The sequence below is a fragment of the Corynebacterium sp. NPDC104732 genome (assembly GCF_055583565.1).
In genome coordinates, this window is the sequence record NZ_JBVJNS010000023.1 from 1 (window position 1) to 25,212 (window position 25,212).

Annotated in this window: 20 protein-coding genes and 1 pseudogene; 10 read left to right on the forward strand and 11 right to left on the reverse strand. The window is 57.6% G+C overall.

Annotated features, from left to right (window positions below):
* Positions 1 to 786 precede the first annotated feature (786 nt).
* The 4 genes from gcvH to sucB all read right to left on the reverse strand — a co-directional run bounded on the left by gcvH (position 787) and on the right by sucB (position 7,244).
* The gene (gene gcvH, locus ACZ6ZO_RS11770; protein WP_465292815.1) at positions 787 to 1,164 is read right to left on the reverse strand and encodes a glycine cleavage system protein GcvH; all 378 of its coding nucleotides are present in this window, start codon (positions 1,162 to 1,164) and stop codon (positions 787 to 789) included.
* A 5-nt stretch (positions 1,165 to 1,169) separates the two neighbouring features.
* Complete coding sequence (gene gcvT, locus ACZ6ZO_RS11775; RefSeq protein WP_465292817.1) at positions 1,170 to 2,243, reverse strand: glycine cleavage system aminomethyltransferase GcvT; 1,074 nt, start codon at positions 2,241 to 2,243, stop codon at positions 1,170 to 1,172.
* Positions 2,244 to 5,084, reverse strand: a complete 2,841-nt coding sequence (gene gcvP, locus ACZ6ZO_RS11780; RefSeq protein ID WP_465292819.1) for an aminomethyl-transferring glycine dehydrogenase — start codon at positions 5,082 to 5,084, stop codon at positions 2,244 to 2,246. It lies immediately after the preceding gene.
* A 189-nt stretch (positions 5,085 to 5,273) separates the two neighbouring features.
* Positions 5,274 to 7,244, reverse strand: a complete 1,971-nt coding sequence (gene sucB / locus ACZ6ZO_RS11785; RefSeq protein WP_465292821.1) for a 2-oxoglutarate dehydrogenase, E2 component, dihydrolipoamide succinyltransferase — start codon at positions 7,242 to 7,244, stop codon at positions 5,274 to 5,276.
* Between the two features lie 127 nt (positions 7,245 to 7,371).
* Here sucB and ACZ6ZO_RS11790 point away from each other — a divergent pair, with 127 nt between their 5' ends.
* A complete protein-coding gene (locus ACZ6ZO_RS11790; RefSeq protein ID WP_182385784.1) occupies positions 7,372 to 7,758 on the forward strand; it encodes an oxidoreductase in 387 nt (128 codons plus the stop codon).
* Between the two features lie 81 nt (positions 7,759 to 7,839).
* Here ACZ6ZO_RS11790 and ACZ6ZO_RS11795 read toward each other — a convergent pair whose 3' ends face one another.
* The gene (locus ACZ6ZO_RS11795; protein ID WP_182385785.1) at positions 7,840 to 9,333 is read right to left on the reverse strand and encodes a leucyl aminopeptidase; all 1,494 of its coding nucleotides are present in this window, start codon (positions 9,331 to 9,333) and stop codon (positions 7,840 to 7,842) included.
* A 128-nt stretch (positions 9,334 to 9,461) separates the two neighbouring features.
* Between ACZ6ZO_RS11795 and ACZ6ZO_RS11800 the strand changes: the two genes are divergently transcribed.
* Positions 9,462 to 10,565, forward strand: a complete 1,104-nt coding sequence (locus tag ACZ6ZO_RS11800) for a branched-chain amino acid aminotransferase (protein WP_182385786.1) — start codon at positions 9,462 to 9,464, stop codon at positions 10,563 to 10,565.
* Here ACZ6ZO_RS11800 and ACZ6ZO_RS11805 read toward each other — a convergent pair.
* Genes ACZ6ZO_RS11805 through ACZ6ZO_RS11820 form a run of 4 tightly spaced genes read right to left on the reverse strand, consistent with a single transcriptional unit; the run spans position 10,558 to position 13,599 of the window.
* Complete coding sequence (locus ACZ6ZO_RS11805) at positions 10,558 to 11,376, reverse strand: adenosylcobinamide-GDP ribazoletransferase (RefSeq protein ID WP_465292824.1); 819 nt, start codon at positions 11,374 to 11,376, stop codon at positions 10,558 to 10,560. The two genes, ACZ6ZO_RS11800 and ACZ6ZO_RS11805, sit on opposite strands and share 8 nt — an antisense overlap.
* On the reverse strand, positions 11,377 to 12,417 hold the full coding sequence (gene cobT / locus ACZ6ZO_RS11810; protein ID WP_182385788.1) for a nicotinate-nucleotide--dimethylbenzimidazole phosphoribosyltransferase: 1,041 nt from the start codon (positions 12,415 to 12,417) through the stop codon (positions 11,377 to 11,379).
* Positions 12,418 to 12,441: 24 nt separating this feature from the next.
* Positions 12,442 to 12,969, reverse strand: a complete 528-nt coding sequence (cobU, locus tag ACZ6ZO_RS11815) for a bifunctional adenosylcobinamide kinase/adenosylcobinamide-phosphate guanylyltransferase (protein WP_182385789.1) — start codon at positions 12,967 to 12,969, stop codon at positions 12,442 to 12,444.
* On the reverse strand, positions 12,970 to 13,599 hold the full coding sequence (locus tag ACZ6ZO_RS11820) for a DUF3043 domain-containing protein (RefSeq protein WP_182385790.1): 630 nt from the start codon (positions 13,597 to 13,599) through the stop codon (positions 12,970 to 12,972). It abuts the gene before it with no gap.
* A 127-nt stretch (positions 13,600 to 13,726) separates the two neighbouring features.
* On the opposite strand from ACZ6ZO_RS11820, the gene ACZ6ZO_RS11825 reads away from it, so the two are divergent.
* A complete protein-coding gene (locus ACZ6ZO_RS11825) occupies positions 13,727 to 14,071 on the forward strand; it encodes a HesB/IscA family protein (protein ID WP_182385791.1) in 345 nt (114 codons plus the stop codon).
* A gap of 1,163 nt (positions 14,072 to 15,234) precedes the next feature.
* On the opposite strand, the gene ACZ6ZO_RS11830 is transcribed toward ACZ6ZO_RS11825, so the two are convergent.
* On the reverse strand, positions 15,235 to 15,360 hold the full coding sequence (locus ACZ6ZO_RS11830; RefSeq protein WP_269149329.1) for a hypothetical protein: 126 nt from the start codon (positions 15,358 to 15,360) through the stop codon (positions 15,235 to 15,237).
* 91 nt (positions 15,361 to 15,451) lie between these two features.
* Positions 15,452 to 17,368: an asparagine synthase (glutamine-hydrolyzing) gene (gene asnB / locus ACZ6ZO_RS11835; RefSeq protein WP_465292828.1), complete on the reverse strand. Its 1,917-nt coding sequence runs from the start codon at positions 17,366 to 17,368 to the stop codon at positions 15,452 to 15,454.
* A gap of 348 nt (positions 17,369 to 17,716) precedes the next feature.
* Between asnB and ctaC the strand changes: the two genes are divergently transcribed.
* The 7 genes and pseudogenes from ctaC to ACZ6ZO_RS11870 form a co-directional block, all read left to right on the forward strand.
* Positions 17,717 to 18,826: an aa3-type cytochrome oxidase subunit II gene (gene ctaC / locus ACZ6ZO_RS11840; RefSeq protein ID WP_182385793.1), complete on the forward strand. Its 1,110-nt coding sequence runs from the start codon at positions 17,717 to 17,719 to the stop codon at positions 18,824 to 18,826.
* A 22-nt stretch (positions 18,827 to 18,848) separates the two neighbouring features.
* Entirely contained in the window at positions 18,849 to 19,280 is a 432-nt protein-coding gene (gene ctaF / locus ACZ6ZO_RS11845) for an aa3-type cytochrome oxidase subunit IV (RefSeq protein ID WP_182385794.1), read from the forward strand.
* A 406-nt stretch (positions 19,281 to 19,686) separates the two neighbouring features.
* Complete coding sequence (gene ctaE, locus ACZ6ZO_RS11850; RefSeq protein ID WP_182385795.1) at positions 19,687 to 20,301, forward strand: aa3-type cytochrome oxidase subunit III; 615 nt, start codon at positions 19,687 to 19,689, stop codon at positions 20,299 to 20,301.
* Between the two features lie 63 nt (positions 20,302 to 20,364).
* Positions 20,365 to 21,255, forward strand: coding sequence for a cytochrome bc1 complex diheme cytochrome c subunit (gene qcrC / locus ACZ6ZO_RS11855; protein WP_182385796.1), 891 nt, complete (start codon positions 20,365 to 20,367; stop codon positions 21,253 to 21,255).
* A complete protein-coding gene (gene qcrA / locus ACZ6ZO_RS11860; protein WP_465292831.1) occupies positions 21,252 to 22,466 on the forward strand; it encodes a cytochrome bc1 complex Rieske iron-sulfur subunit in 1,215 nt (404 codons plus the stop codon). Before qcrC ends, qcrA begins: the two co-directional genes overlap by 4 nt.
* Positions 22,466 to 24,088: a cytochrome bc1 complex cytochrome b subunit gene (gene qcrB, locus ACZ6ZO_RS11865; RefSeq protein WP_182385798.1), complete on the forward strand. Its 1,623-nt coding sequence runs from the start codon at positions 22,466 to 22,468 to the stop codon at positions 24,086 to 24,088. The genes qcrA and qcrB overlap by 1 nt, the downstream gene beginning before the upstream one ends.
* A 624-nt stretch (positions 24,089 to 24,712) precedes the next feature.
* Positions 24,713 to 25,212 (forward strand): annotated as a pseudogene (locus ACZ6ZO_RS11870) (hypothetical protein); the annotation flags it as partial.

Genomic DNA, 25,212 nt, shown 5'->3' on the forward strand with positions numbered 1-25,212 from the left:
GCAACTCTCATCTTGTACCGGCCAGGACCCCTATATGTTGTGCCACCCCGAACCCCACCCCATGGTCAGCTACGCACTCTGAAACCGGAAGAGCCAGTTAATGAAGTACTGCTAGAAGGCTTGTTTCGAGCTGCTGACTGGCTCGGCACAAGCCTTCTAGGTGGGTAACAGGGCGAAGCCAAGGCCCTAAACTAGCTTAAACAGTATCATTGTGACTACTAGAACTGTCGCTGCAACAGCGCTCCACAGCAGGATAGTTCGGTCTTGTCTGGATTTTACTTCCGTAGATGCAGTGGCCTCAGAATCATTTCTGTTTCTTTCGCGCATGAAGAAAATGAACTCTCCTGCAGCAAAGTAGATAATAAATGAGACTATGACGAGCCACCATGGCATGTCATCGCCAAGGCTTTTCACAGGGAAAGCCAAGATTATTGCGATAAGTAGCGCAGTGAGGTGTTGTTCCAAAGAGATTCGAGACATTGATTTCCCTAACACGCTACGGCTTTAACTGGGGTGGCCGTGGCAGTGCCGGTAAAGAAGATCAATGGCATACATGCTGCAAACGCCATTAGCTTTGAGGCTCGCATGAGATTCTCCTGTCGTGGTTACTGAATGGACTGAAAACACAATCCTAAATTGTTTGCGATTGTGCTCTCATCGCTAGGATATATGTAGTTTTTTTGACATGCAGCAAATTTGACAAAAATTTTTATTAAGAACGAAAAAGCTCGGTTGTCTCCACAACAATTCCGTGGAGACAACCGAGCAAAATTACGCGGGAATAAACTAGAGGCCGTTCTTCTCGGCGTATTCTTCTGCCGTCATCAACGGACCGACCTCAGTGATCTGAACTTCAAAGAGCCAGCCAGCGTCGAAAGGATCGGAGTTGATGGTCTCCGGTGCGTCTGCCAGCGCCTCGTTCACCGCGGTCACAGTACCGGTGACCGGGGAGAAAATGTCAGACACCGACTTAGTGGATTCCACCTCACCAGCAGACTCGCCGATTTCGACGGTGTCACCAACAGCAGGGAGATCAACGTAGACGATCTCGCCCAGGGCATTGGCAGCAAAATCAGTGATGCCGACCTTGGCGGTGGCGCCCACCTCTGCGGAGTCAATCCACTCGTGGTCTGCGGAGTAAGAGAAGTATTCAGGCAAAGACATAGTTTCTAGTCCTTTGGTCGAGAGTAAAACGGAAGAGTAACCACAGTGTACGTGTGCTTCTTGCCACGGATATCCACATCGAGGGTGTTTCCTTCAGTGGCGTGTTCCACAGCTACGTACGCCATCGCAATCGGGTAGCCCAGAGTCGGGGAGAGCTGCCCGGAGGTGACCACACCGATCTCCTCGCCAGCTGGGGAAAGTACCACTGAGCCAGCGCGCGCTGCACGACGCCCCTCGCCCTGCAAACCGATCAGTTTCCGGGCAGGAGAGTAGTCCGCGAGCAGCACGTCAGATCCCACGAAGTCCTCTGTCTTCTTCTTGGAGACCAGCACACCCAGACCAGCATCCGCAGGCTGCAAATCCAGGGTCAGCTCGTGACCGTAAAGTGGCATTCCTGCCTCGAGTCGGAGGGAGTCACGGCACGCGAGCCCGCAAGGGAGCAAGTCGAAGGAGGAACCGGCGTCGATAAGCGCCTGCCACAGTGCCGGCGCCTCGGAGGCAGGTAGGAAGAGCTCGAAGCCGTCTTCGCCGGTGTAGCCAGTGCGAGCGAGCAGCACATCGTGCCCGAGGATGCTGGCCGGGGCGGAAGAGTAGTACTTCAGCTCGGGGATATCGCCGAGCATTTCGGCCGCGCGGGGACCCTGCACCGCGATGAGGGCGATGTCAGTGGACTCGTCCGTGACGGTGACATCAAAGTCCTTAGCACGCTCCACCAACTCTGCCGCGACCGTGGCGGCATTGCCCGCGTTCGGGACCACCATGAACTCGGCCTCGCCGAGGCGGTACACGATGAGGTCGTCAATGATGCGCCCCTGTTCATTCACGATCATCGTGTACTTCGCCTTACCCACTGCGATCGCGGACAGCTGCGAAACCAACGCATAATCGAGGAACCGTCCAGCCTCAGCGCCGGTGACGCGAACCTCGCCCATGTGAGAAAGGTCGAACAGGCCCACGTTGGTGCGGACGGCGCGGTGCTCGTCAAGCTCGTTGCCGTAGCGCAGCGGCATCTCCCAGCCACCGAAATCTGTGAACAGAGCGCCGAGCTTTTCGTGCTCAGCATGAAGTGGACTCAGCATTTACTCGTTTCCTTCCATATCGAAAGCCTCAGGTGGTGGGCAAGAACACACCAGGTTGCGGTCACCGTATGCCTCGTTGATGCGGCGCACGGCAGGGTAGTACTTGGTGCGCAGCAGACCAGGAACCGGGAAGACAGCCTGCTGACGGGAGAACTGATATGGCCACTCATCAGCAGCCGCTGCGGCCGCAGTAAACGGCGAGTGCGTCAGCACGGAATCCTCGAGGGCGATCTTGCCGTCGATGATCTCCTGGATCTCTGCGCGGATACTGCGCATCGCCTCAATGAAGCGGTCCAGTTCAGCCAGATCCTCGGACTCAGTTGGCTCCACCATCAACGTTCCGGCCACGGGGAACGCCAACGTAGGGGCATGGAAACCGTAATCCACCAGACGTTTTGCTACATCGGTTGCGGTAACGCCGGACTGCTTCGTCAGCTCGCGAATATCCAAGATGCATTCGTGGGCGACCAGGCCGTTCTCACCGGTGTACAGGGTCGGGAAATGATCCTTCAGCTGTGCGGAAATGTAGTTTGCACCCAGGATGGCAGTGCGGGTTGCCTCTCGTAGCCCCTCGGTGCCCATCATCGCGATGTAGGCCCACGGAATCGGAAGAACTCCGGCGGAACCATGGACAGCACCGGCGATCGGAACACCCTGTCCGGTTCCCACTGCCGCGCGCGGATCCACGTCGCGGGCATCGGTCGGCAGGAACGGAACCAGGTGCTCAGCCACGCATACTGGGCCGACGCCCGGACCGCCACCACCGTGCGGGATGGTGAACGTCTTGTGCAGGTTCAGGTGGGAGACATCGCCACCAAATTCACCCGGTGCGGCCACACCGGTCAGGGCGTTCATGTTGGCGCCGTCGATGTACACCTGGCCCCCTGCATCATGGACCTTCTTGCACACGGTACGGACCGTGTCCTCGAACACGCCGTGGGTGGATGGGTAGGTGATCATGATGCCCGCGATGTGGCCACCGTGCTTGGCGATCTTATCATCCAGATCAGCAAGATCAATAGACCCGTCCGGCGCGGTAGCAACCACCACAACGCGAAGGTTAGCCAGCGTGGCAGAAGCGGCGTTAGTGCCGTGCGCGGACTGTGGGATCAAGATGATGTCGCGGCCTTCGTCGCCGTTAGCCACGTGGTAGCGGCGAATCGCAAGCAGCCCAGCGAGCTCACCCATCGCGCCACTTGGCGGCTGCACGGACACCTTGGCGTAGCCGGTAAGGTTCGCGAGCCACTGTTCCAGCTCCGCGATGAGGTCCTGCCAGCCCTGCGCGTCTTCCACCGGCGCGTATGGGTGAATGTTGGCGAACCCAGGGTAAGAAATCGCCTCCATACCGGCAGTGGGGTTGAGCTTCATTGTGCAGGAACCCAGCGGGATCATCGTGCGATCCAGAGCCAGGTCGCGGTCACCCAGCATGCGGATGTAGCGCATCATCTGGGTTTCGGAGTGCACCTGGTTGAAGATCGGGTGTTTGAGAAACTCAGTGGTGCGGGCAAGGTCCGCAGGCACGGCGTCAAGCTTTTCACTAGTGGTAGTGGCGCCGAGGACGTCGATAAGCGCTGCGACGTCCGTGCTGGTGGCAGACTCGCCGAAGCTGACCGACACCTTGTCGTTTCCAATAGCGCGGATCAGGTAACCAGCCTCAGCAGCTTTAGCCACAATGGCGTCTGCATCTGCGACGCGCACGGTGACGGTGTCGAAGAACGTGTCATGAACCAGGTCATCTTTCACCGCTGCAGCAAACGAGGTTGCCAGCCCGTGGATTCGGTCCGCGATCGCCTTCAGCCCGGTTGGACCGTGGTACACCGCGTACATCGAGGCAGCGACAGCGAGCAGAGCCTGCGCGGTACAGATGTTAGAGGTCGCCTTTTCGCGACGAATGTGCTGCTCACGGGTCTGCAAAGCCAGGCGGTAGGCTGGGTGGCCGTCGGCATCGATCGACACTCCCACCAGGCGACCTGGCATCTGTCGCTTGAGCTTGTCAGAAACCGCCATGTACGCGGCGTGCGGGCCACCGTAGAACAGCGGAACACCAAACCGCTGAGAGGTGCCGACCGTAATATCAGCACCCAGGGTGCCTGGCGCCTCCAGGATGGTCAACGCAAGCAGATCAGCTGCCACAGTGGCTATGCCTCCGCGCTCGTGGATCGCTTCGATCACGGTCTTCGGGTTGGTGACGTCGCCTTCGGTGCCTGGGTAAGCGATGACAACACCGACGAGGTCTTCGCCAACCAGCCCGTCACTGAGGTCGGTGATTTCCACCTCGAGGTCAATAGCACGGGCGCGCTCGGCCGCCACAGAAAGTATTTGTGGGTGCAGGCGGGAATCCAGGACAACGCGGCGCCCCTTGCGTACCGCGCGGCTCATCAGGCCCACCGCCTCGGCGACGGCAGTAGCTTCGTCCAGCAGGGAAGCGTTGGCGATCGGTAGATCGGTGAGCTCTTCCACCATCGTCTGGAAGTTCAGCAGCGCCTCCAGGCGCCCTTGGGAAATTTCTGGCTGGTAGGGGGTGTATGCGGTGTACCAGCCCGCATCTTCCAGCACGCCACGACGGATGACGGGTGGGGTGATGGTGTCATGGTAGCCCTGACCATAAAACGCGCGCTTAACGACGTTCCGTCCCGCATATTCCCCGAGCTTGGCCTGTGCCTCGTGCTCAGAAAGCGGTGAAATCGTCTGCGGTAGCTCTTGGAGCAAAATATCGGCTGGTACCGCGTCCTTGATGAGGTCATCGACGGTGGTGTAGCCGATGGCGGAAAGCATATGTTCGGTTTCTTGTGCATCGGGCCCAAGGTGTCGGGCCAAGAAAGAATGCACTTGTTGTGACATCTAGTGTGCTCCTAGCTTTCGGAGAAAACGTGTAGAAAGTTTGTTTTCATGTTTCCACAATTGGGGGTGGTTGTGGGGTAAGTTTTACAAACTATGCATGCTTGTTTTGAGTATGCAAAAACACCCCCGCTGAGGTGGGATTTTCAGTGGGGGTGCTGTTGTTTTATGCGTTCTGTTCTATAGAACTGCTTAGACTTCGAGGTCTGCCGTGAAGTCGATGTTCTCCAGGCGGTCGCGGACGGTCGTCATGAAGCGGCCTGCGTCTGCGCCGTCGATCAGCTGGTGATCGTAGGTCATTGGCAGGAACACCATCTGACGGATCGCGATGGCGTCGTTGCCGTCCTCGGTGACGACCACTGGGCGCTTCACGATCGCGCCGGTACCGATCATGGCTGCCTGTGGTGGAACTAGGATTGGGGTGTCGGACAGCGCGCCTTCGGAGCCAATGTTGGTGATGGTGAACGTGCCACCCATCAGGTCATTTGGCTTCAACTTGCTGTTGCGAGCCCGGTCTGCGAGGTCCACGATGGCCTTGGCCAGCTCAGGCAGAGACATGTCCTGTGCGTTGTGGATGACAGGGGAGAGCAGGCCAGCAGGCGTATCGACGGCAATACCCAGGTTCACAGACTCGTGGTAGGTGATCTCCTTGGTCTCAGCGTTGTAGGACGCGTTGACGTTCGGGTGGGACACCAGAGCCTCGACCACAGCCTTGGCAAAGAATGGCAGGTAGGTGAGGTTCACGCCGTGCTTGTCCTGGAAGGCAGGCTTGTTAGCCTTGCGCAGCTCAGCGATGCGGGTCATGTCAACCTCGTGCAGCTGGGTGAGCTGTGCAGCGCCATGCAGAGACTCGAGGGTCTTCACCGCGGTGATCTCGCGAATGCGGTTCACCCGAACCGTGGTGCCACGCAGCTTGGCCTTCTCCGGATCCACAGACTTGGTGGACACATTCTTGGCAGGGGCAGCAGCAGCTGGGGCAGCGCCCTCACCTGCAGCGGCGAGAACATCCTGCTTGCGGATGCGACCGCCCACGCCGGTGCCCTGAACCTTGGACAGGTCAACGCCGTGCTTGTCGGCGAGCTTACGCACCAGTGGGGTGACGTAAGGGGCGTCGGAGTTATCGACCTTCGGTGCCTGCTCCTTCTTTGGAGCTTCCTCCTTAGGAGCCTCGACCTTAGCGGCGACTTCTTCCTTAGGAGCCTCTTCCTTCTTTGGAGCCTCTTCCTTCTTTGGTGCGGAGCCGTCGCCGATGCGGACGATGACTTCGCCGACATCGACGGTGTCGTCTTCCTCAAACAGGATTTCCACGATGGTGCCTGCTACTGGGGAAGGAACTTCGGTGTCGACCTTGTCGGTAGAGACTTCGAGCAGTGGCTCGTCGACCTCGACGGTGTCGCCGACGGACTTGAGCCAGCGGGTGATGGTGCCCTCGGTGACGGACTCGCCGAGCTCTGGCATCTTCACATCGGTGCTTTCACCGGATGCTGCGGAACCAGCAGACGCAGCTTCGTCAACGGTGGCGTTGTCGTCCTTGGTCTCGGCTTCCTTGGTGGCAGCTTCGGAAGGCTGAGCTGGTTCTTCCTCGGCTGGTGCGGAGCCGTCGCCGATGCGGACGATGACTTCGCCGACATCGACGGTGTCGTCTTCCTCAAACAGGATTTCCACGATGGTGCCTGCTACTGGGGAAGGAACTTCGGTGTCGACCTTGTCGGTAGAGACTTCGAGCAGTGGCTCGTCGACCTCGACGGTGTCGCCGACGGACTTGAGCCAGCGGGTGATGGTGCCCTCGGTGACGGACTCGCCGAGCTCTGGCATCTTCACATCGGTGCTCTCACCGGATGCTGCGCCACCCTTTGGTTCTTCCTTCGGAGCTTCCTCCTTAGGGGCTTCTTCCTTTGCAGGCTCTTCCTTGGCAGGCTCTTCGCCTTCTTCGCCGATCTCTGCGATGATTTCGCCGACATCGACGGTGTCGTCCTCCTCAAACAGGATCTTGGTCAGTACGCCGGAGGCCGGTGCAGGGATTTCGGTGTCGACCTTATCCGTGGAAACTTCGAGCAACGGCTCATCGGCGGTGACGGTGTCACCGACCTGCTTCAGCCAGCGGGTAATCGTGCCTTCGGTTACTGATTCACCGAGCTCGGGCATCTCGACAGAAAACGCCATTGTGCAGGACTCCTAAACGTGTAGGTCTAAAAACGATATCGATACTTCAATAGCGTACCGGTTTGCGTCCGCATATGTCGCAGATAGGTGGTGTCGTTTCCGAAAAAACCACTTACAATGTCTGTTTGTGTTCAACCTTTTCGGCTCTCGACGTTCCAAGCCCGGGATCAAACCTCCGCGTGCTCCTGGCGATACCATCCGAGCGGAAGACCTAGACTATCTCCGCGACTGGTCACGCGGGCGCGCTTTTGTAGAGGGCTTCGTCGAGCCGGAAACGTTGGTGAATGAAATGAGCGTCGTCTTGGTGGACGAGTCGGGCGATTTCACCCGACGACGCATCGGTGGGCCCAAGGGCGTCGACGTGGTAGCAAAGCTGGGCATTCCGCTTTACGACGTCGAGGAGACCGGTTACCCGCAGCGCATGCGGGCGCGCATCGAACGTGATCGTCTCCTGCGCAAGCGCGAAGAACAGCAGCGCCGCCGTGCTCGGTTTGACCGGGGCGAATTGCCATAGCGGAGTTAGCCCCTTAACCCGATGAAAACGTATTCCCCGCCCCCAAGGCGCTGTAACTAGGGTGCGGGGAATTCGTCGTGCTTACTTAGCAGCGATATCTTCCAGTACTGCTACGACGGTGCGTACTGGTGCGCCGGTGCCACGTTTGGTGATGTAACCGTAGGGGCTGCCGGAGTTGTAGGCCGGTCCTGCGATGTCCATGTGAACCCACTGCACATCTTCGGCTACGAACTGGGAGAGGTAGTAGCCGGCCTGCATCATGCCACCGAAACGAGACTTGCCAGTGTTGCGCAGGTCTGCCACATCGGATTTCATTTCATCGGAAACTTCTTCCGGGAAAGGCATGGCCCAGGCAGGCTCGCCGACGGAGCGGCCAATCTCGGCCACGCGGTCACGGAACTCATCGGAGCCCATCACACCGGTGGTTCGGCCACCGAGGGCGACGAGCTGCGCGCCGGTCAGGGTGGCCATTTCGATGAGGTAGTCTGGCTTGTCTTCGCAGGCGCGGACGATGGCGTCGGCAAGCACGAGGCGACCTTCGGCGTCGGTGTTGATGATCTCTGAGGTCTTGCCACCGTAGTGAGTGATGACGTCGCCTGGGCGGTAGGACTCGCCGTCCGGCATGTTTTCTGCCATTGGGACGGTTGCGGTGACGTTCACCTTGAGGCCGAGGCGGGCTGCGGCGAAGACGGACGCGATGGTGGCTGCGGAGCCGCCCATGTCGGAGATCATGTCATCCATGTTGGCGGATGGCTTGATGGAGATACCGCCGGTGTCGAAGGTGATGCCCTTACCCACGAGCGCGACGGAAGGGGCGGACTTCTTCGCGGTGTAGGTGAGGCGAAGAAGACGAGGCTTCCGGGCGGAGCCGCCACCGACGGCCATGAGTCCACCGAACTTGCCCTTGGCCAGGTCCTTGTCATCGAGAATCTCCGCAGTCACGCCGTAGTCTTCGGCCAAGGCTGCTGCGTAGGCAGCGTAGGACTCTGGGTAGAGGTGAGAGGACGCGGTGTTGACCAGGTTGCGGGCCAGGACCACGGAGTCGACCAGGATGGTGGCAGCGGAGAAGTCCTTCTTCTTGTCGCTGATGAAAACGATCTCATCCACTGGCGCTTGCGCTGCTTCCAGCTCAGCGGTCTTTTGACCACGGAAGGTGTAGGCCCCGAGAGCGGATCCGAGGACGGCGTCGGAAAGCCCGAAGGTGCCCAACGTAGAGGCGACCTTGCCGAAGCCCTTCAGCGCGCGGGATGCCACGCCTGCGCTACGACGCAGCGTTTCAGCATCGAAATCATCGGAAGAACCCAGGCCAACCGCTACGACAACGGGAACGTCCGTCCCCGGAATGCCGGCGAGTTTGGTCACTTCCTGGGCGGCGCCCGTGGCGCCCACTGCAGAGAGGGCTTCGAGTACCGCAACCTGGGTTTTATCGCTGAAGATACCGGTACCGGCAATCTCCGGGCCGTTGTCACCCTTAAATACTGGGATCAGTACGGCTTCTGCCTTTTTCGGTAGCTTGGCTGAAATCGAAAGCTTAGGAACAATTCCCACTGCTGGCAACGATGGCGTTTTAGGCACGAAAAATCCTCCGATCAAGAATTGGACAGTATGAGGTTCTGTGACTTACACAGTACGTCACACCACATAATTGGGGATTAAAACATAAATTGAGACCTATGTCTCAGAGTTGGGTGTAGGTTGGTTGCATGAGTGCATTGAACTTTCGAATTGAAAAGACCTCCGCTCCGACCCCAGAGGCGGAGGTAGCGAAGATCCTGGAAAACCCGGGCTTCGGTAAGGCCTTCACTGACCACATGGTCACCATTGACTGGAACGCGGAGGAGGGCTGGCACAACGCGGCCGTCGTTCCGTACGCACCTCTCCAGATGGACCCAGCGACCACCGTTTTTCACTATGGCCAGGCGATCTTCGAAGGCCTCAAGGCGTACCGTCAGCCTGATGGTTCCATCGCGACGTTCCGCCCGGAAGCGAACGCCAAGCGCATGCAGGATTCTGCGCGTCGTATGGCAATGCCAGAGCTGCCGGTAGAGGACTTCATTGAGGCGGTACGTCAGCTGGTTGATATCGACCAAAATTGGGTCCCAGCTGCTGGCGGTGAGGAAGCCCTGTACCTGCGTCCCTTCATGATCTCCACCGAGGTCAGCCTGGGCGTACACCCAGCAAACGCCTACAAGTTCATGGTTATTGCCTCCCCGGCGGGCGCTTACTTCTCTGGTGGTATCAAGCCGGTCAGCGTGTGGCTGTGTGAAGACTATGTGCGGGCTGCTCCCGGTGGCACCGGTGCCGCGAAGTTCGCCGGTAATTACGCTGCTTCGCTGCTTGCCCAGGCGCAAGCCGTGGAAAAGGGCTGTGACCAGGTGGTGTGGCTTGACGCCATCGAGCACAAGTACATCGAAGAGATGGGTGGCATGAACCTCGCCTTCATTTACGGCGAAGGCGACAACGCCAAGCTGGTCACTCCGCAGCTCAGCGGTTCGCTGCTGCCTGGTGTGACTCGTGACTCCCTGCTGCAGGTCGCTCGCGACCTGGGCCTAGAGACTGAGGAGCGTCTGATCTCCACCGAGGAGTGGGAGAAGGCCGCGACGTCCGGTGAGATGTCCGAGGCTTTCGCCTGCGGTACCGCTGCCGTGATCACCCCGGTGGGCACCGTGAAGTCCGCACACGGTGACTTCCAGATCGCCGGCGCTAAGACCGGAGAGATCACCATGAAGCTGCGTGAAACCCTGACAGGTATCCAGCGCGGCGAAGTGGAAGACAAGCACGGCTGGAAGCACACCCTGGTTAGCTAGCAATCCCCAGCGTCACAGCGGCGACTGCAGCACCGACCTCAATGGCGGCTCCGATGCAGTCGCCGTTGAGTCCGTTAAAGCGGCGACTGCAGTGGCGGAGCAGCAGGAGGGCAGCCAGGGGCGTCGTGAAGCATGCAGCGACAGCGCCCCACGCAAGCTGCTTATCGACGCCCACTGCCACCAACACCACTGCCACACCAATAGCCACCACCCACGCGACGACCCACCACGCCTTCACCGTTCCGATGATGAGCGCCCCGAAACCGGTGGCAGAAAACGGGGAGAAGCTGCTGTGGCAGCCGATCGTGGCGCAAGCACGTGCGAGCATCGGTATCGAAGCAGCGAGGACAGCGGCGATCGGGCCCCAGTGATACAACGCTGTGAGGCCCGCTACCTGCGCTAACAGTGTCAACAGCACGGCCCCCATGCCGAGCGCCCCGGTATAGCGGTCACTTAAAATCTCTTGAGCTTTCTCCGGCGGGGCGTAGGAACCCAAGGCATCACCCACATCGCTGAGGCCATCGATGTGCATCATGCGAGAGCCCAACTCCCAGGCGATCACCGTCAGCGCGGCGACGAGGAATTCATGGCTGCCGAAGGCGAGCAGCGGGTAGGCAGTCACGGCTGACGTAAGACCCAACGCCAGGCCCGCGACCGGCAATCCCGCCATCGCGCGGGCACCGGTCACCCGGTCAAACGTGGACGCGCCCTGCACGGGCAAGACAGTTAACCAGCTCAGTGCCGTTGTTATGCCCTCGATGAGGGCGGGGCCGTGGGTGCCATCGCCGGAGTAGCCGGCCTTGCCGGACATCTAGTGGGCTTTAGAGACGCCAGCGGAGGCGAAGGTAGCCATATTCGCCATGATGTCCACAGATGCCTTCACCAGAGGCAACGCCGCCATCGCGCCGGAACCCTCACCGAGTCGCATGCCGTAATCCAGCAGTGGGGTGAGCTCCAGGTTTTGCAGCGCAAATTTGTGGGCCGGCTCCGCACCCTGGTGGCCTGCAATCCACCAGTTGCGGGCGCCAGGAGCAAGACGGGTGGCCCACAGCGCCGCGGAGGTGACCACAACGCCGTCCAGGATCACCGGGGTGCGACGGATCGATGCCTGTGCCAGGAAACCGGCCATCGCAGCAAGATCCGGGGAAGAAATTGCCTGCAGTACGCGGATCGGGTCATTGCGGAAATCTCGGACGCGGAACATCGCGTCCCGTACTATGGCAACCTTGCGCTTCCAACCCTCATCGTCGATACCGGTGCCACGGCCCACAACAGCAACGGGCTCGGTGCGGGTCGCAACACCAATCAATGCGGCAGCCGGAGTGGTATTACCGATGCCCAAATCGCCGGCCATGAGCAGGTCAGCGCCGGAATCTACCTCCTGGTCAGCGATGCGCTTACCGATCTCCAGCGCGCGCAGCACCTGCTCTTCAGTCATGGCGTCCTCCAGGTGGATCGCACCACAGGACCGGGACACCCGCTCTTCGCCCCATGCGTCGTGGTCCAGAGAAATATCGGCTACCCGCACACTCGCACCCGCTGACTCGGCGAGTACGGAAATAGCGGCGCCACCGGCCTCTATATTGGCCGCCATCTGCAGCGACACCTCGGAAGGGTACGCAGACACCCCATAGTTAGCAACGCCATGGTCGCCAGCGAAAATCACAATTCGAGGCCGCGTAATCGGCTTCGGTGGCACCTGCCCTTGGCACGCCGCGATCTGGACGCCGATCTGCTCCAATCGTCCCAAGGAACCCGCCGGCTTAGTGAGGGTGAGCTGGTACTCTTCAGCTTCCTTACGAGCAGTCAGGCTCGGCGTTTCCACGCGGGCGAAGATCTCGGCAGGTACCATCTGGTGACTCCTTCGTTGAAGAAATTAACTTTCGGATTTCAAGGTTAGCGGGATCCCAGCCACCACGAGGACGACCTCATCCGCCAACTCCGCCACGCGTGCATTCAGCCACCCCAATTCATCACGAAACAGCCGGCCAGCAGGCGTTTCCGGGATTACCCCCAGGCCAACCTCAGGGGTCACCAACACCACCCGGGCGGACGTGCGGTGCAGCGCAGCAAGCAGCTTATCGACGGCCGGAGCAATGAAGCCCCGTGGCCGCTCCCATGCCTGTGCCTGATCCAACTGGTGGGTCAGCCAGGTACCCAAATCATCCACGAGGATGTTGCCTTCTGGATGTGTAAGGAGGGCGTCGTGAAGCTCGGCGCTATCCTCGGTGACCCAATGGCTGGGGCGACGTTCCTGGTGCGCCCGGATGCGCGCAGCGAAATCCTCATCTCCTGGCCACGGGCGGGCTGTGGCCACATACAGCACCTCAGCCCCCGGCGGGAACAACGCCTCAGCCCAGGCAGACTTGCCGCTGCGCGCGCCGCCTAGGACCAGGGTGATCATTTACTTCTCGCCAACCGCAACACGAGGCTTTGGGGTACGCAGCTTACGCAGCTGGGACGCGCGGGAGTACGCGTAGAAACCGAGGCCAAACCCAGTTTCCGTCGTATCAGGGAACTTCTCGCGCACAGCTTTATTTGCGCGACGGCCAATGAAGATGCCCTCGACAAAGAACAGCACCATGATCACCATGGCAATCATCGACAACGTTGCGGCAATCTGCGGGTAAGACTGACCGATAAACATCACAATCAGCAGCAGCAACGCCACCGGCATGACGAGTTCGCTGAAGAAGCGGCGCGCGTCCACCCAATCACGCACGAAGGCACGCACTGGGCCTTTATCGCGGGGGAGAAGGTAGCGCTCGTCGCCTCGATCCATCGCGGCCTGCGTTTCCTTAGCTCGCCTGTTCCGCTCCTCGCGCTGTTTCTTTTTGTACTCCTTCCACTCCTGCTTAGTCATGGACTCTTTCAACGCCTTCTCGCGAGCCTTCATCTCTTGGCGAGTTTCAGCTGGAGTAGCAGGCCCACGGCGAACGCCGCGCGCACGCTCAACCTCATTACGCTTCGGGGTGGGGCGACCCTTCTTCGGCGTATAACCCTTGGGAAGTTTTTCGTTATCTGGAGTACTCACGCCCTATAGGCTACCTTGTGGCATCCTTACGGGAACAAACTAGTATCACGTTGCGTTGGATTTGTGTACAAGTAACAAAAACCGAGTACCGTAGTGGCAAAAGTACAACGTTCCAAGGAGGAGCACCATGACCGCACCAGAAACCGCAACCGGAGTAATTCTGACTGACGCTGCTGCCGAAAAGGCAAAAGCACTCCTTGACCAGGAAGGTCGCGACGACCTTTCCCTTCGCATCGCAGTACAGCCAGGCGGCTGTGCGGGCCTGCGCTACCAGCTCTACTTTGACGACCGTGAACTTGATGGCGACAAAGTAGACGTTATCGGTGGCGTCCGCCTCGTCGTAGACAAGATGAGCGCCCCATACCTTTCCGGCGCCCGCATCGACTTCTCTGACACCATCGAGGCACAGGGCTTCACCATCGACAACCCTAATGCCTCTGGCTCCTGCGCCTGTGGTGACTCCTTCAACTAAAACGTTCCCCCCCGAAGCCTTACCGCGCCTGCACCAGCAGGGGCGGTTTTTGTTTGGTTCGCTTGCCATTTCCCTGCCGAGGCATTGGTCAGTACCGCTTGGTTAAGTAAAGAAAAGTGTGCCCGGTCGGCGTATTTGTGTTGTTACTTCACCCCTGGGTCTTTGGCCACGGCCCCTGAAGTTTCTTACTAAAACCCGGGAAGCATTCCCCGGATCTCGGACCCAAAACGGTGAAATAGCAAGTGTGAAGCCTAAAAAATCACCGAAACCCGGGGAATACTTCCCGGGTTTTGCAGTGTTAAGTAATACAAGTTGTGCCCGGCCGGCGTATCTCTAGCCGGACACTGGTGTGTTAATAGGCGGCTGGCATAGCCGTTGACGCAACAGAGCTGATCCGCGTGTTTCCTGGTTGCGTGGGTTTCGTTTGCCCAGGCAGACGGGGCATCGGGGTCGGTTTTGGTCACCGGAGTTAGGCAGCCGCACCTTTTAGCACAGGTGCGGCATCCCTCGCGGTATTGAACAAGATTTGTGGTTTCTTTAGGACCGAAACAATATACAGCACCTGTTTACATGCCCTGACCTGGCTTTACTGTGGAATTCAGGCACACATTTTGTCCCTTAACCCAAGGACGACCTGATATGTGAGCCCCTTCAAGCAAGTCCACAACCGGGAATAGCAGATGACACACCTTGCGGGTCAAGGAGCAAAAGGTGTGTCTGGTCAGCATACCGCTGCCCAGGCATTGTTGTTTCTTGATGGCCTGGTGTCGATGGTGTGTTGGCAACTGGCTAGGATAGCGTTCCAGGTGTCTCATCCCAGCGTATGAAGGGACGACCGGGGCCGGTTGGTAGAGAACGGTTGGTCGAGAAGTCGAGAGGAAGCGGCGTCAAACCTAAGTCTAGGTTGTCTTTTACTTGAACTCTCTACCAACCATTCTCTACCAACTTTTGTGGTCGTTTTTCCTGACAGTTGGGGCATCGCTTATTAGCCACCAGGATGAGTCAGTGATCAAACTTTGTGCGGTTAAAAGAACCAATAGGACTGACCTGGCTTACCACGGAATCTAGGAGCATTTCTTTGTCTTTAACCCCACTTTGCTGCTGAAATCAAAAAGCATCCCCCGCCTGTGAAAGGCCGGGGGATGCGACTTTCCGGTGGACGGTTAGCTCAGAACAACGTCTACGAAGTCAACGAAATCGTATGCGAGATCGACGAAGAAGTCGACGGTGTCCAGGATCCAGGATGGGTAGAAGGAGTAGGAAAGCAGATCGAGAGAAAGCGGGATCATTGGATGCTCCTTAAAAATTGTTGAATCTTCCTTGTACGGTCTCCTCCAGATTACCAAAACTTTAGGTTGCCCGGGGCAGCTATGAGAGACGTTACAGGGATACCGGGTAATCCTTCTCTTCGATTTTTGGGTCGATTCGGCCTTCCATGAAGATGCCGTGCCAGATCATGAAGGCAAGGACGGTCCACAGGCGTCGGGAGTGGTCGGACATACCGGCGCGGTGCTCGTTCAGCATCTCCAGAACAGCCTTCTTGTCAAAGATCCGCTCGGTTTGGGACTCGTTGATGGTGTCCTGGGCCCAGCCGAAGAGTTCATCGCCGGCGAGCCAATGGCGCATCGGTACTGGGAAACCGAGCTTCTTGCGGTGCAGGACGTGTTCCGGCACGATGCCTTCCATGGCCCGACGCAGTGCGTATTTGGTGGTGCCGTGGGAGATTTTCATGTCGTATGGGATTGATTCCGCGACATCGAAGACGACCTTGTCCAGGAACGGCACGCGCAGCTCCAGGGAGTTAGCCATGGTGATCTTGTCGGCCTTGACCAGGATGTCGCCGCGCATCCATGTGAACAGATCCAGGTGCTGCATGCGAGCCACGGGATCCATGTTTCGGGACTTGGCGTAGATAGGCGCTGTGACGTCCTTGTGGTCCCATTCGGGTTTCGCCCACGGAATCACCCGCTGGAGCTGCTCGAAGTTAAACGAGCGAGCATTGCCGTAGTAGCGTTCCTCCATGGTCATGGACCCGCGTTGTAGGAGAGATTTGCCCTTCATGCCGTCGGGAAGCAGTGCGCCGAGCTGGCCGAGACCACGTCGCAGCGGGGAAGGGATCTTCTCAAACGGGGCGAGGGACAGCGGTTCCTTATAGATGGTGTAGCCGCCGAAGAGCTCGTCGGAGCCTTCGCCGGACAGGACGACTTTGACGTGCTTGCGGGCCTCGGCCGCGACGAAGTAGAGCGGGACCAGGGACGGGTCGGCTACCGGATCGTCGAGGTACCACATGATTTTCGGGATCGCATTGGCATATTCCTCAGGCGAGACGACCTTCACGATGTGCTCTGCATCAATCGCAGCGGCCGACTCGGCAGCTACATCAACCTCGGAGTAGCCTTCGCGTTCAAAACCGGTGGTGAACGTCAGCAGGTTCGGATTGTGGCGCTTCGCCAGGGCAGCGATGGCCGTGGAATCAATGCCGCCGGACAGGAAAGAACCAACTGTGACGTCGGCACGCATATGCTTTTCGACGCTGTCCTCAAGCGCCTGAGCGATCCGCCGGAACAAATCTTGCTCGTTGCTGACCGGCTTGGTGCGAAATTGTGGCTCGAAGTAGCGCTGTGCCACGACGTTGCCGCCAGGCTTAACGACGGCAAAGCAGCCGGACTCTAGTCGTCGAATATCCGCGTGCAGCGATTCCGGTTCGGGGACGTACTGCAGATCCACATAGTGTTCAATTGCGCGCAAGTCCAAGTCATTGCTTAGGCCGATGGCAGGCCCCATGTCGAGGATGCACTTCTTTTCGGAGGCGAAGACGGTGCCAGCTGCGGTCGTCGTAAAGTAAAGAGGCTTGATTCCGAACTGATCGCGGGCGAGGAAGAGCTCCTCCTTCACCGTGTCCCAAATGGCAATGCCGAACATGCCACGCAGATGATTGACGACGTCGGTGCCCCAGTGGTGGTATCCCACCACGATGGTTTCGCCGTCGCCCTCAGTATTAAAGGAATAACCGAGGTCTTGTAGCTCTGCGCGGAGCTCCACATAGTTGTAGATTTCCCCGTTGAACGTCATTGCATAGCGGTCGGGCTGATCAGCGGGACCCCACTGCAGAGGCTGGTGAGAATGCTCAATGTCGATGATGGAGAGCCGGTTGAAACCGAAGACTGCGTGGGAATCGTGCCAGGTGCCGGCGTCGTCAGGCCCGCGGTGCCGCATGCAGGGGAGTGCGTGGCGGATCGCCGCGTCATAATCTTGGGCATTGCCAGAACTGGTCAACATGCCGAGAAGGCCACACATATGTCGAAATCCCCTTAAATGATTGAGGTAAAAAGTTAACACTGCAACTCTACGGACTTGGCCGAAAAAATGGCAGTGGCAGAGCCGAGACAAATAGAACATCAACCATTCGTAAGCCCCCGTTAGGGGAGCATAGAGTGTGAATTAGCTAACAGACATTTGCCCATGCTGGCGTTCCCACGTCGAGTAACACCTGTAGGCTGGCAAAACTCGAGCGTGGAACGACTAATCGGGTTAACCCCATTACATCCAAAAACATGGAAATCCCTGAGAAATGCGATATTCTGCACAGTTAGGAATGGGAACTTAGTGTCCTTAGGTTTGTGTGGAACAGGAAGGTAGACACACGTGGAACAGCGAAACAAGCGCGGTTTTCAACGTAAAGCGCTGCTCACAGGCGTACTTGGCGCAGGAAGCCTCGCACTTGCTGGTTGTGACGTAGCGCCACCAGAGAACGGATTCTTTGACGCACTGCGTATGGGTTGGCCAAAGGGCATCACTCCTGAAGCAACCGCAATGGGTAACTTCTGGGTTTGGGTCTGGGTTACCGCCTGGATCATCGGCATCATCATGTGGGCCCTGATGATCTACGCCATCGGCGCATTCTCTGCAAAGAAGGCAGCGAAGGCTGGTAAGGACGAATTCCCGAAGCAGCTTCAGTACAACGTTCCGTTGGAGTTGGTACTGACCATCATCCCGATCTTCATCGTGATGGCTTTGTTCTTCTTCACCGTCCCAACCCAGGACAAGGTTACTGCCTTGGACAAGGATCCAAAGGTTACCGTCGACGTCACCGCGTACCAGTGGAACTGGAAGTTCGGTTACGCCAACGTTGCACCGGAGTTCTCTCCAACCGGTTCTGAGTACTTCGGCATTGACGAAGAGCGTCAGGCTGCAGCAGAAGCATCCAAGATCGACGAAGCTTACATGGAAGAGCACGGTGTAGGTGGTCCAATCCACGGTAAGTCCAAGTCTGATGTCTCCTTCTTGCACTTCAACAAGATTGAGACCCTGGGCACTACCGACGAGGTACCAGTTCTGGTTCTCCCATCCCAGACCCCAATCGAGTTCAACCTCGCTTCCGCTGACGTTGCTCACTCCTTCTGGGTGCCAGAGTTCCTGTTCAAGCGTGACGCTTACCCTCACCCAGAGGCGAACAAGTCCCAGCGTGTGTTCCAGATCGAAAAGATCGAAAAGGAAGGCGCCTTCGTCGGTCGCTGTGCCGAAATGTGTGGCACCTACCATGCGATGATGAACTTCGAAATCCGCGTTGTATCTGCAGACAAGTTCAAGCAGTACATGGAGTTCCGTAACCAGAACCCACAGGCACCAAACTCTGAGGCGCTGAAGGCGATCGGTGAAGCTCCATACGCAACCTCCACCTCGCCATTCGTTTCTGGTCGCCTTGACACTCGCGATGGCAACAACACCGTCGACCTCAACGAAGCTGCTAAGTAAAAGGGAAGAGGCGTAACGAACCATGAAATCTAGCGCAAGAATCATGTACGGTCTCGGCACATTCCTGCTGATCATGACCGTCATCTACTTCGTAGCAACCACCAAGGTGTCCGACAGCGGCAACATCCAAGGCATCGAGTGGGCTGGTGGTACCGGCCTGGTGCTCGCGACTGGCCTGTGTGTCATGCTCGGCGGCTACTTCCACTTCACCGAACGTCGTATGGACCTGCTCCCAGAAGACTGGGAAGAAGCGGAAATTGAAGACGGAACCGGTATGCTCGGTTTCTTCAGCCCTGGTTCCATCTGGCCGGCTGTAATGTCCGGCGCTGTTGCAGTACTCGGCTTCGGCATTGTCTACATGCACTACTGGCTGATCGCCTTCGGCGCAATGCTGCTGATCTGGTCCGCAACCATGCTGAACCTGCAGTACGGCATTCCAAAGGAAAAGCACTAAAGTACCTTCCTAGAAAACGGCTCGCCCTGGTGGCGGGCCGTTTTTGTTTATGTTTCAGGTAAACCGTTGGGGGAGGGGGTCAACCCAAAGTTGTAAAAGTTGGAAGAATGTACGGTGTGGAATGTGAGATGAATCTCTTGCCGGGAACCGCCATTTTCCTGCCAACGGAAAAGTTATCGGATAAAGTAGTTGCGAGTTCTTTTGTTTGGGGAGGCAAAAGGCTGTGACAATCCCGTGACCTGCATAAAGGTGAGCGTCGGATGGTGGGGTGCTAAAGTTCCCGCGGGGGTAGAAAAACTTTTGAACTTTTTATCGGCGCTGTTTGTTGACGTGTGAAGTGCATTTACCCGCCGTGAGCGGGGGGTTCAAAGTGACTTAAGCGACGTAACCCGGCATACTAGAACGCGTGACGAGCGCAGTTGGAAATACAGGTATGGCAGCACCACAGCGTGTTGTGGCACTGAACCGACCAAACATGGTCAGTGTCGGCACGATTGTGTTCCTGTCTCAGGAATTGATGTTCTTCGCTGGCATGTTCGCGATGTACTTTGTATCTCGCGCAAACGGCCAGGGAGAAGCGTGGGATTGGGGTACTGGACACCTCAACGTTCCTTACGCATTGACTATCACCGTAATCTTGGTGTCTTCTTCTTTCACAGCCCAAGCAGGTGTCTTCGCAGCAGAACGCGGCGATGTATTCAAGCTTCGTATGTGGTACGCCCTTACGATTCTGCTCGGCGCGATCTTCTTGATCGGCCAGGCATACGAGTACATTCACCTCGTAGAGCACGGTCTGACGATTCAGAACTCCGTGTACGGCTCCGCTTTCTTCATTACGACCGGCTTCCACGCCGCACACGTCCTCGCGGGCGTGCTTGGCTTCGTGGTTGTCCTTCTTCGTATTGCGAAGTCAAAGTTCACCCCAGCACAGGCAACCGCAGCAATGGCAGTGTCCTACTACTGGCACTTCGTTGACGTTGTGTGGATCGGCCTGTTCGTAACCATTTACTTCATTCAGTAGGCCGTACCGGCCGAAATGTTCGGCCTACAGCCCTTCACTTTCCGTATACGAGTTTTAAGGGAAATGATGGATACCAACCCACAACAGCAGGAGTTAGCCGCTGAGAAGGCAACTGCTGCTAAGAAGGCCAAGAGCCGCCGGAAGATGCGTCGCACTGTCGCTGGCGCCGCAGCTCTGACACTGGGCCTTACCAGCGCGGGCTTCCTCGCCTCCGCTTTCACTCCAGATGCTCAGGTGGTTACCGCTGACGTTGATGAGAAGGCATTGGTCGCCGAGGGCAAGTCCCTGTACGACGTCGCCTGCATCACCTGCCACGGTGCCAACCTTCAGGGCCAAGAAGGCCGTGGCCCATCGCTGATCGGTGTTGGCGAGGGTGCTGTGTACTTCCAGGTTCACTCTGGTCGTATGCCAATGCTCCGCAATGAGGCACAGGCTGCCCGTAAGCAGACCCGCTACTCTGAGCACCAGACCTTGGCTATCGCAGCATACGTAGCTGCCAACGGCGGTGGCCCAGCTATCGTGAAGAACGAAGATGGCTCTATCGCCATGGAATCTCTTCGCGGTAAGAACTACGACGGTCAGATTGACCCAGCCGACGTGGCACGTGGCTCTGAACTGTTCCGTTTGAACTGTGCATCCTGCCACAACTTCACCGGTCGCGGTGGTGCACTGTCTTCCGGTAAGTACGCGCCTTACCTGGATCCTGCTAACGAGCAGGAGATCTACCAGGCAATGCTTACTGGCCCACAGAACATGCCTAAGTTCTCTGATCGTCAGCTGACGGAAGATGAGAAGAAGGACATCATTGCATTCATCAAGAATGCTAAGGAAACCCCTAGCCCAGGTGGTTACGCACTTGGTGGCCTCGGCCCAGTGGCTGAAGGCATGCTGATGTGGCTTATCGGTATCGCCGCAGTAATCGGCGCTGCTTTGTGGATTGGATCTCGCTCATGAGCAATAACGAAGTAAAGAAATACACCGCCAAAGAACTGGCCGGCATGTCCAATGAAGAGCTCGCTCGCCTCGGTACCGAGCTGGACGAAGTCACCGTTGCGTTCCGCAAGGAGCGTTTTCCGGTAGCAGGTGATCCCGCTGAAAAGCGTGCCGAGCGCGCTGTCACCATCTGGTTCGCTCTTGCTGCAATCTTCGCGTTGGCTTTCATGGCTATCTACATTTGGTGGCCATGGGAGTACAAGGGCCACGGCCAAGAAGGGCTCGAACTCTACTCCCTGTACACCCCACTGCTGGGTGTAACCATGGGATTGAGCATCCTTTCCCTGGGCTTCGGACTCACCCTCTTCCAGAAGAAGTTCATCCCTGAAGAGATTTCCGTTCAGCGCCGTCACGACGGCCCTTCCGAGGAAGTTGACCGTCAGACTCTCGTTGCACTGCTCAACGACTCTTGGGAGACCTCCACTCTTGGTCGCCGTAAGGTGCTTAAGGGCTTGGCTGGTACTTCCGCTGCTCTGGCAGGTCTCGCGATCATCTTCCCATTGGGTGGCATGATCAAGAACCCTTGGAAGAAGAACGAGGGCCCTCTGAACTACTTCGGTGACGGCACTCTGTGGACTTCCGGCTGGACCAAGGCCAACGAAGGCACCAAAGTGTACCTTGGTCGCGATACCTCCGCTATTGCGGAAAAGCATGGCGAGCACTACAGCACCGTTGGTGTTACCCGCCTCGTTCGTATGCGTCCGGAAGATCTTTCCGCTGCAGCTATGGAAACTGTGTTCCCGCTGTACGAAGAGGATGTCAACGATGGCGACAAGTATGACGAAAAGCGCGACGTGTACGAGATGCACATGCACTCCATTCACGGTCCACGCAACGCTGTCATGCTGATTCGTCTGCGTAGTTCTGACCAGGCTAAGGTTCAGGAGCGTGTCGGCCAGGAAGATTTCCACTACGGCGACTACTACGCATACTCCAAGATTTGTACGCACATTGGTTGCCCTACCTCTCTATACGAGGCACAGACCAACCGCATTCTCTGCCCTTGCCACCAGTCGCAGTTCGACGCACTGCGCTACGGCAAGCCACTGTTCGGACCGGCCGCCCGTGCTCTGCCACAGCTGCCAATTACCGTGGACGAAGAGGGCTACCTCGTCGCTGCAGGCAACTTCATCGAGCCTGTCGGCCCGGCATTCTGGGAGCGTAAGTCATAATGAGCAATAAACTCGCTGAAATTGGTAACAACGTTGACTCCCGGTACACCATCTCCGGTATGGTCCGTACCCAGATCAACAAGGTTTTTCCAACGCACTGGTCCTTCATGCTTGGTGAAATCGCACTGTACAGCTTCATTATCCTGTTGCTGTCCGGTATCTACTTGACCCTGTTCTTCGATCCTTCGATCACCAAGGTCATCTACGACGGTGCGTACGCTCCGCTCAACGGTGTGGAAATGTCCCGCGCCTACGAGACCGCACTGAACCTCTCCTTCGAGGTCCGCGGTGGCCTCTTTATCCGTCAGCTGCACCACTGGGCTGCACTGATGTTCGCAGTGTCCATCATGGTTCACATGATGCGCATCTTCTTCACCGGTGCTTTCCGACGCCCACGTGAAGCAAACTGGATCATCGGCTGCATCCTGCTGATCCTGTCCGTCGCCGAAGGCTTCATGGGCTACTCCCTGCCGGACGACCTGCTCTCCGGTGTTGGTCTGCGAATCATGTCCGCCATCGTTGTGTCCCTGCCGATCATCGGCACCTGGATGCACTGGGCAGTGTTCGGCGGTGACTTCCCATCCGACCTGATGCTGGATCGCTTCTACGTCCTGCACGTTCTGCTGATCCCAGGCATCATCCTGGCCCTGATCGCGGCACACCTTGCCATCGTGTGGTACCAGAAGCACACCCAGTTCCCTGGACCTGGTCGCGCGGAAAACAACGTCGTTGGCGTCCGTATTCTGCCAGTGTTCGCAGTGAAGTCTGTTGCCTTCGGTCTGTTCACTTTTGGTGTTCTGGCTTTGATGGCTGGTGTTACCACCATCAACGCCATCTGGAACCTTGGTCCATACAACCCAGCACAGGTTTCCGCTGGTTCCCAGCCGGACATCTACATGCTGTGGACTGACGGTGCAGCTCGTGTCATGCCAGCATGGGAGCTATACCCCGGCAACTACACTATCCCTGCAGTGTTCTGGGTAGCTGTGATGCTCGGTATCCTGGTTGTCCTACTCTTCGCCTACCCATGGATCGAAAAGAAGATGACCGGTGACGACGCCCACCACAACCTGCTGCAGCGTCCCCGCGACGTACCAGTTCGTACCTCGCTCGGTGCTATGGCGCTGATGTTCTACTTCCTCCTGACCCTGTCCGGCGGTAACGACCTCTTCGCCTATCACTTCCAGATCTCCCTGAACGCGATGACCTGGGTCGGTCGTATCGGTCTGATCATCCTGCCACCGATCACCTACCTGATCACTTACCGTATCTGTGTTGGTCTGCAGCGCTCCGACCGTGAGGTACTGGAGCACGGTATCGAAACCGGTGTTATTCACCAGCTGTCCAACGGTTCCTTCATCGAAGTTCACCAGCCTCTCGGCCCAGTGGACGAGCACGGTCACCCAATTCCGCTGCCATACGCTGGCGCGAAGGTGCCAAAGCAGATGAACGAACTTGGCTTCGCAGACTCCTTGAGCCACGGCTCTGCATTCAAGTCTGACTCCGCTGACATCGTTGCAAGCAAGAACGCAATCGCACACGAGAACCACGAGGAAGAAGTTCAGATGTTCGAGGCACTGCAGAAGCGCACCCGCGCAGAAGACGAAGAAAACGGCCTGTAAGCCGCTTCGGCTGTAGCTCGTAACAAAATAGGCCCTACCAGCTTGGTGGGGCCTATTTTGTCGCTTAACGCAGTAATCAGCGCAAATCAAGCGTACCGATGGGACGATTCAAGCCCGAAAAATCCCATCCGTACGCTTGATTTCGTACCTGCCCCCTGTGTGCCAACCTGATTGTGAGTCGATCACACAAGGAAAGTAGGCAGGTTATGTCTTTAGTTGGATTAACCGCACAGCAAAAGATCGATTTGATCACCGAGTACCTCGGGCTACCGTATGGAACCAAAGCCGCATGGCAGAAAAAGCATGGCCTTAGCTCCAAGCACATGACACAGCTGAAGTACCAGTATTTCGCTGGTGACCTTGACCGGGGGCTTACTCCAAGGACAATGGAGGGCATGACTGACATTCCCTCCGCTAGACAATTGCAGCTGGAAAAGAAATTGCCGCACGAGATAAGCAGATCGCTGATCTGTCCGCCGAGTTGGAGAAAGCCCGCAAGGTAAATGATGTGCTGGGAAAAGCTATCAAGCTCGTGGAAAAATTCTCCGAGCACGCACCAGCCACCCCGACCACGCCGCCTTCATCGAAGAAGAACACACCCTCGTCACGGCCCTGATCCCGCTGGTGGGGTCGCAGAACAAAGCCCTTAAACTACTGGGGATTTCTACCGGTAGTTGGCACAATCGCATCTATGGTGACAGCCGCAAAACCGCTGATCCGATCCCGCAGAAACACCGAGTGCAACCACAGGCGTTAACCCCTGAAGAGGTCGAGCGGATCGAAAAGAAAATCCGTGCTGGGTGGGAGCGGAATCTATCGACTCAGCAGGTGTGTATCGAGTGCACCGACTCCGGTGAGCATTTAGGGTCGTTGCGCACGTTTGAGCGTATCGCCGCTAGGATGCGTGCCCGTGACAGGATCAGTGCGAAGCCTCGGGCCAAGCGTGGTGCCCGGGCGGTGCCGGTCGTGGTGGCTGATCGGCCTGATGCTGCGTGGAGTTGGGATATTACTGATCTGCCGTCACCGTGGGTGGGTGTTCATTTTAAGGCGTATGCGGTTACCGATATTTACTCACGAAAGATCGTGGCGCATCGGGTGGAGCTAAAGCAGTGTAAGGATCTGGC